Source organism: Nocardia sp. NPDC055002, from assembly GCF_053608825.1.
Genome location: NZ_JBSGWE010000006.1, coordinates 452,414 through 459,045, shown reverse-complemented (window position 1 = coordinate 459,045; position 6,632 = coordinate 452,414). Strand labels below are relative to the sequence as shown.

General features: G+C 68.8%; 8 protein-coding genes. 4 read left to right on the top strand and 4 right to left on the bottom strand.

The genetic code is table 11. The features are described from left to right. Window positions 1-247: 247 nt before the first annotated feature. Window positions 248-1,156: a hydrogen peroxide-inducible genes activator gene (locus ACWF99_RS25735; protein WP_378626641.1), complete on the bottom strand. Its 909-nt coding sequence runs from the start codon at window positions 1,154-1,156 to the stop codon at window positions 248-250. 80 nt (window positions 1,157-1,236) lie between these two features. On the opposite strand from ACWF99_RS25735, the gene ACWF99_RS25730 reads away from it, so the two are divergent. From ACWF99_RS25730 to ACWF99_RS25720, 3 genes are all read left to right on the top strand, one after another. After that, window positions 1,237-1,824 (top strand): peroxiredoxin, encoded by a 588-nt coding sequence (locus ACWF99_RS25730; protein ID WP_056811330.1) that lies wholly within the window; start codon window positions 1,237-1,239, stop codon window positions 1,822-1,824. 41 nt (window positions 1,825-1,865) lie between these two features. Continuing rightward, window positions 1,866-2,405 (top strand): carboxymuconolactone decarboxylase family protein, encoded by a 540-nt coding sequence (locus ACWF99_RS25725; protein WP_378626640.1) that lies wholly within the window; start codon window positions 1,866-1,868, stop codon window positions 2,403-2,405. A gap of 143 nt (window positions 2,406-2,548) precedes the next feature. Beyond that, entirely contained in the window at window positions 2,549-3,250 is a 702-nt protein-coding gene (locus ACWF99_RS25720; RefSeq protein ID WP_452537598.1) for a PhzF family phenazine biosynthesis protein, read from the top strand. On the opposite strand, the gene ACWF99_RS25715 is transcribed toward ACWF99_RS25720, so the two are convergent. Further along, entirely contained in the window at window positions 3,247-4,584 is a 1,338-nt protein-coding gene (locus tag ACWF99_RS25715; protein WP_378626637.1) for an RskA family anti-sigma factor, read from the bottom strand. The two genes, ACWF99_RS25720 and ACWF99_RS25715, sit on opposite strands and share 4 nt — an antisense overlap. 58 nt (window positions 4,585-4,642) lie before the next feature. Beyond that, a complete protein-coding gene (locus ACWF99_RS25710; protein WP_452537597.1) occupies window positions 4,643-5,251 on the bottom strand; it encodes a DUF5134 domain-containing protein in 609 nt (202 codons plus the stop codon). A gap of 113 nt (window positions 5,252-5,364) precedes the next feature. On the opposite strand from ACWF99_RS25710, the gene ACWF99_RS25705 reads away from it, so the two are divergent. Next, window positions 5,365-5,862, top strand: coding sequence for a GNAT family N-acetyltransferase (locus ACWF99_RS25705; protein WP_378626633.1), 498 nt, complete (start codon window positions 5,365-5,367; stop codon window positions 5,860-5,862). A gap of 35 nt (window positions 5,863-5,897) precedes the next feature. On the opposite strand, the gene ACWF99_RS25700 is transcribed toward ACWF99_RS25705, so the two are convergent. Continuing rightward, window positions 5,898-6,521 carry a hypothetical protein gene (locus ACWF99_RS25700; RefSeq protein WP_452537596.1) on the bottom strand — a complete coding sequence of 208 codons (624 nt, stop codon included), beginning with the start codon at window positions 6,519-6,521 and terminating at the stop codon, window positions 5,898-5,900. Between the last annotated feature and the right edge of the window lie 111 nt (window positions 6,522-6,632).

The following is a 6,632-nucleotide window of genomic DNA, read 5'->3' as shown; positions in this document are numbered from 1 at the left end:
ACCGAACTCCCCGGCTACAGCATTCCCGAACACGTGAATGCCAATAGTTAACTGCGATGATTCGCGAGCCGGTCGAAGCAACTGATGCATCGCTGGATCGCCGAATAGTTATTTGATTTGCGCTGTTAAATATCCGCTCGCCCTCCGGTGTCGAGCGGAGAAAAGTCCATTTTGCGAAATTTATTCCACAACGACGACAATTCGCAGGCTCTACACCGAGCTCACTGTCACACCAGCATTGCGCAGATCAGAAAGGGCGCTTGGATCTGATGACCGCCGCGAGGTATTCGTAATCCGCGGCCCGCGCGGAAGACCCTCGATAAGCGAGCCCGATCGTGCGGCCGGGAGCGGGGGCCGCGAAGCGCGCGGTGTCCAGATTCGCGCGCGCGGTCTCGGCGGCCACCGCCATCTCCGGGATGAGCGTCACCCCGAGCCCGCCGGCCACACACTGCACGACCGTGGTCAGCGAGGCGGCACGGGTATCTCCGACCGTCCCGGGTTGCACATCGGCCGAGCGGCACAGGTCCAGAGTCTGATCACGCAGGCAGTGACCCTCGTCGAGCAGCAACAACGGCAGGTCGGCGAGAGCGGGCGCGGCCAGGTCGGTGCGGCCGGCGAGGTCGTGTCCGCGGGGCGTGACCAGCACGAATTCCTCGCTGTAGAGCGGGATCTCGACCAAGCCGTTGGCTTCGGTCGGTAAGGCGAGCACCGCCACGTCGAGCACACCGGTGCGCAACCCGTCCAGCAGCCGCGCGGTCTGGTCTTCCACCACCTGGGGCAGCACCCCGGGCAGTTTGCGGCGCAACTCGGGCAGCAGTCCGGGCAGCACATACGGGGCGACGGTCGGAATGATGCCCACACGCAGTGTGCCGCCGAGGGTGTCGCCGGTCGCCGAAGCCACGAATCGATCGGCGGCTTCCAGGGTCGCCATGGCCTGCGGCAGCAGTCGCATTCCGGCGGCGGTCACCAGCACGCGGCGGGTGCTGCGCTCGATCAGCTGGAGCCCGAGTCCGTTTTCCAGTGATGCCAGTGCCTGCGATAACGTGGGTTGACTCACAGTCAAACGCGCTGCGGCGGTGCCGAAATGCCGGTATTCGGCGACGGCCACGAACGCACGCAGCTGCGACAGGGTTGGCTGATAAGTCTGATCACTCACACCTATCAGTGTACGACCAGCAATCGGCTTTACCTTTCAGTAGGCTGACATCAACCACACCACGAATGAGGAGACGAAGCATGGCTCTGCTGACCATCGGCGACCAGTTCCCGGCATACAACCTCAAGGCCGTCATCGGAGGCGACCTCTCCAAGGTCGACGCGCAGCAGCCCGACGATTACTTCACCCAGATCACCAGCGACGACCACGCCGGCAAGTGGCGCATCGTGTTCTTCTGGCCCAAGGACTTCACCTTCGTGTGCCCGACCGAGATCGCCGCGTTCGGCAAGCTGAACGAGGAGTTCGCCGATCGTGACGCGCAGGTGCTCGGCGCCTCGGTCGACAACGAGTTCGTGCACTTCCAGTGGCGCGCACAGCACGAGGATCTCAAGACCCTCCCCTTCCCGATCCTGTCGGACCTCAAGCGTGAACTGGCCACCGCCGCCGGCGTTCTCAACGCCGACGGTGTCGCCGACCGCGCCACCTTCATCGTCGACCCGAACAACGAGGTGCAGTTCGTCTCGGTGACCGCCGGTTCGGTCGGCCGCAACGTCGACGAGGTGCTGCGCGTGCTCGACGCCCTGCAGTCCGACGAGCTGTGCGCCTGCAACTGGAAGAAGGGCGACCCGACCATCAACGCGGGCGAGTTGCTCACCGCCAGCGTCTGACCCACTTCCCCACCGAAACACCCTGAAGGAGCCCCACTGTCATGAGCATCGAGAACCTGAAGAACTCTCTTCCCGAGTACGCCAAGGACCTCAAGCTCAATCTGTCCTCGCTGGCCCGCACCACGGTGCTCAACGAGCAGCAGCTGTGGGGCACCCTGCTCGCTTCGGCCGCCGCCACGCGCTCGGCCACCACCCTGCGTGAGGTCGCCGAAGAAGCCGCCGACGTGCTCTCGGCCGAGGCGTACGACGCCGCGCTGGGCGCCGCGTCGATCATGGGCATGAACAACGTGTTCTACCGCGGTAAGGCGTTCCTGGACGGTCGCTACGACGATCTGCGCGCGGGTCTGCGGATGAACATCATCGGCAACCCCGGCGTCGACAAGGCCGACTTCGAGCTGTGGTCGTTCGCGGTGTCCTCGATCAACGGCTGCGCGCACTGCCTCGAGGCGCACGAGAAGACGCTGCGCGAGGCCGGTGTGTCGCGTGAGGTGATCTTCGAGTCGCTGCGCGCGGCGGCGATCGTCGCCGGTGTCGGCCAGGCGGTCGCGTCCACCGAAGCGCTGGCTTCGGCGGCCGTCTGATTCGTCGGTTTCGCGCCTGCTTTTCGAGGCCCGGCGGCCCCGATCCGGATTCCGGATCGGGGCCGTTGCCGTGCTGGGAGCGGACGTGTCCGGGGGCTCGCGGGTCGGTGGGCCCCGCGCGGCGGCCCGGTAGGCTCGCGATCATGAACGCACATGATGTGCCCGATGCCCCGGACATCCAGGTCGAGGTCGTCCGAGTGTTCACCGATCCGGCCGGAAATCTCGGCAACGCGCTCGGCATCGCCCGCGCGGGCGATGTCGTCGCCCTCGACAAGCAGGAACTGGCGGCCCGGCTGGGGTTCAGCGAAACCACGGTCGTCTCCGATCCGGTCGACGGCGTCGCCGACGTCCGCATCTACACCCCGGCCGTCGAGTTGCCCTTCGCCGGGCATCCCACCGTCGGCACCGCGTGGTGGCTGGCTGTACAACACACACCTGTGCACACCTTGCGGGTGCCCGCGGGGCCGGTGGCCGTCAACCAGACCGACGGCTTGACCTGGATCACCGCGCGCGCCGAGTGGGCACCGAAGTTCGCCTTCCAGCAACTGGATTCGGTGCAGACGCTGGCGGCCTTGGCACCCGTCGACTTCACCGACGGCCAGCATTTCTTCTGGGCCTGGACCGACGAGTCACGTGGCGCGCTGCGCGCCAGGATGTTCGCGCCCGCCATGGGCATCGCCGAGGACGAGGCGACCGGGGCGGCGGCGGTCGCACTCACCGCCCAGTTGCGCCGCGGGCTGATCATCACCCAGGGGCAGGGCTCGCAGCTCTACACCGAGTGGGACTCCGACGGATGGGTTCGCCTCGGCGGACGGGTCGCCGAAGACCACGTGGTGGTGCTCTAACTCTCCGGTTGACCCCCGAAGCGGCGCAGCCAGGGCGGTCTGGCCGCCCAGTGGCCGCGTCGCTGTGGCGCGGCGCCCAGGTCGGCGAGGATGCGGGTTTCGAGCGCGCGGGGCGGGGTGTGCTGGTCGTCGGCGGCCAGCAGCGCGAGCACGTCGTGCACACCGCGCACGCGGGTGGCGAACTGCGACAGACTGTTCGGGGTGGTGGCGGTGAGCTTGTTCTCGATGTGGTGGTGTTCGAGTTCGGCGACCGCGTCGAGCGCGTAGGCGTCGGCCAGGGACAGGACCGAGCCGGGCGGGCACCACGACTGCCTGGCCGTCCACCGGGGGATCCGCTGTTCGGCGAGCCGTTCGATGCCCTCGGCCAGCAGCCTCGTCACCATCGGGACCCGCAGGCCCAGTTCACGGCCGATGGTGCGGTAGGTGCGGCCCCCGTAGTAGGCGAGGACGAAGACCTCGCAGTGGCTGTCGAGGGGGTCGTCGAAACCGAGTCTGGCCGCGGCCGCCAGCCACGGCATGTCGTCGCCGCCGCGGCGGTCCAGACGCAGGCGCTGGACCGCGAGTCGATGGATCTGGGCCAGCAGCCAGGATTGATCGGGGGTGAATGCCGGGCTGTCGCGGGCGATCCCGGAACGATCCGTCCCGAGACGTTCGGTGTCGATGCCGACCGCGCTCGATCGTTCGACATCGACGTGGCCGAAAGCCCGTTGGTCGGCGTCTACACGCTCGGTACCGATATTTCCCGAGCCGATGACCTCGGCTGGGTGGTCCGCGCGGGAGCCGGGGAGACCGTGGACTGCGTCTTCAGCGCCCGCGTGGCGTCGGTCCGGGTGGTCCGTGCCGAGGTGATCCGGATCCTCGGTGCTCGCGCCGTCGGGCAGGCGGGCACCGTCGTGGGAGTAGACGACGCCGCGACCGAAGGCGACATCCATCCCACCGTAGGTGCGGGGGGTCAGATCGGATCGCTGTTCGGTCGCGACGAACGCCGAACGCCCCCACGGTGTCCCGAGGTCCGGCCCGGGACGCGACAGCGGGGCCGGCTCGGTGTGGTCGTCCCCGGATTCCGCGGAGGGGAAACCGGGTTCCCGGCCGGTGTCGTCCTCGTCGACGATCCACTGTGCCGATCTCGCCCGTCGATAGCCTTCGCGGACCACGTCTTCGGCGGCACCGCGACGGTGCAGCACCCGCAGGGCCAGCCCGAACGCGGCGGCGCCGGTGGCGCGGTAGAGCGCGCGCATCTCCTCGCGATCGTCGGCACCGGCCACGATCGGGGGTATCCGCGGACCGGCGCCGCGCGACCCCGGCGGCGGTTGGGGACCGCGCTGCCCACTCATCGTCGAATTCCTGCCCGCACTAAGGCAATTCGCAGCGCGAGCGGTTGTGGATCGGTATTCACCGGCCGATCGCGGCGATCAGCATGAACGCGGTCCCGATGTCCATCACCACATGGGGCACCAGCGCCGAGGTCAGCGGGTGGGAGCCGGCGGGATGAACGAAGCGGTGCCAGCGTGACCGGTGACCGGCCGTACCGAGGACGAGCAGCGCGTCGAGGCCGAACAGCACCGCCAGCACGACGGCGGGCCAGCCCGCCGCACCGGTGCCGTGCACGGCCCCGTGCCCGGCCATCGCGTACAGCATCGCCGCGGCGGCGACGGTGTGATAGCCCAGCGCCGGCACACCGTCGGGCACCGAACCGGTGCGCCATCCCATGACGCGTTCGGCGAGCAGGATCGCGAACGCCACGGTGAGGGCGGTGAGCAGTCCGCGCATCGCGTGCGGGTCGGTCGCGGCGGGGAACACCAGCATCGCCAGCATCACCAGGCACATGAGCAGGTGCGCGCTGTCGGAGGCGGTATCGATCCGGTGCTCCGACGGGGTTCGCCTGGTCAACCGGGTGGCCACGATCAGCGATGCCAGGACGAACGCGGCGACCACCGGCCACCGCACGAACGCATACTGCTGCACGAAATCGGCCACACCCCACCACTTTCGAGTCGACACCCGCGTCACCATGCTCGCACCCGTACTGGTCGCCCCGGGGCGTTTTCCGCGGTCGGGTGGTCCCTGGGAGACCCGGATCGACGGGCTCCGGTATCGATCTGCAAACTGGACTTATGACCGATAACCCGACTGCTGCGGTCGACCAGCTTCGCGTGGTGGCCGATGACCTCACCGGCGCGGAAATCCGGACTCTGCTGGCCGCCCACCACGCGGAAATGGCGGACACCACCCCTGCCTGCAGCATGCACGCCCTCGACCTCACCGCCCTGCGCGATCCCGCGGTCACGGTGTGGAGCGCGTGGTCCGGCGACGACCTCGTCGGGTGCGGCGCGCTGAAGGAGCTCGACGCCGAGCACGCCGAGATCAAGTCCATGCGCACCGCCGACGGGCATACCGGCCGTGGCGTGGCCGCGGCCGTGCTCGCCCACCTGGTCGCGGTAGCCCGGGAGCGCGGGTACCGGCGGCTGAGCCTGGAAACCGGCGCCGAGGACTTCTTCGCCCCCGCCCGCCGCCTGTACCTGCGCCACGGGTTCGCCGAATGCGGCCCGTTCGGCAGCTACTCCATCGACCCGCTGAGCCGCTTCTTCACCCTGCGGCTCGATCCTCGCTGATCCCGGATCGGCGTCCGCCCCGCCATGCTTTCGGCTCAGCGCAGACGGAAGACCGGGCCCTTGGGGGCGAACGGTAGGCACGCCCCCGCGGGGACGAGAAACGCGTGTTCGCGACGGATCCGTACCGCGTCACACTGCCCGTCGGTGATCACCAGAATCGGGCCGTCGACCGGGAAGTCCTCGGCTCGTTCGAGCAGGCGGATGCCGGGCTGCAGGAACGTGGCGCCGCGCCCGCGGACCCGCACGCCGGCGGCGATTTCCTCCACCGGCAGGTAGCCCGCGTCGTAGGCGGCCGCGTCGCAGTAGACGACTCTGGCTCGTGGCACGTCTCGGGCCAGCGCGTAGGACGCGATCGCGCCGAGCCCTTTGCCGAGCAGGGTTACGTCCATCGAACCCGAGGTATCGAGGACTACCCCGAAGGTCGGTAACCGCACGTTCTGCTCGGGGCGCACCCACGCCGGTCGCGGGATGTCGGGTGTCGAGGCCTGTCGGCGGGAGGCGCGAGCATAACTGCGCCGTGTGTCGATGGTGGGAACGTGTTCGTCGAACCACTGGGCCAGCTGCGCGTCCCACGGCGGCGGTGGCTGGTCGAGCGCGCGGATCGCCTGTTCCAGTGCGGCCGGGACATATCCGCGGCCGCTGTCGGTGTGGTACGCCAACCCTGTCGTCAGCGCGCTGCGGTAGTACTCGTCGAGGTCGACGTAGCGGCCCGCGCTACCGGGGTGGGCCAGCGGTTCACCCAGGACATCGCCGAGGCCGCGTCCGCGCAG

Coding starts and splice junctions, on each gene's coding strand:
- ACWF99_RS25720 (WP_452537598.1), top strand. CDS start 2,549: ATGAACGCACATGATGTGCCCGATGCCCCGGACATCCAGGTCGAGGTC.
- ACWF99_RS25705 (WP_378626633.1), top strand. CDS start 5,365: ATGACCGATAACCCGACTGCTGCGGTCGACCAGCTTCGCGTGGTGGCC.
- ACWF99_RS25715 (WP_378626637.1), bottom strand. CDS start 4,584: ATGAGTGGGCAGCGCGGTCCCCAACCGCCGCCGGGGTCGCGCGGCGCC.
- ACWF99_RS25730 (WP_056811330.1), top strand. CDS start 1,237: ATGGCTCTGCTGACCATCGGCGACCAGTTCCCGGCATACAACCTCAAG.
- ACWF99_RS25725 (WP_378626640.1), top strand. CDS start 1,866: ATGAGCATCGAGAACCTGAAGAACTCTCTTCCCGAGTACGCCAAGGAC.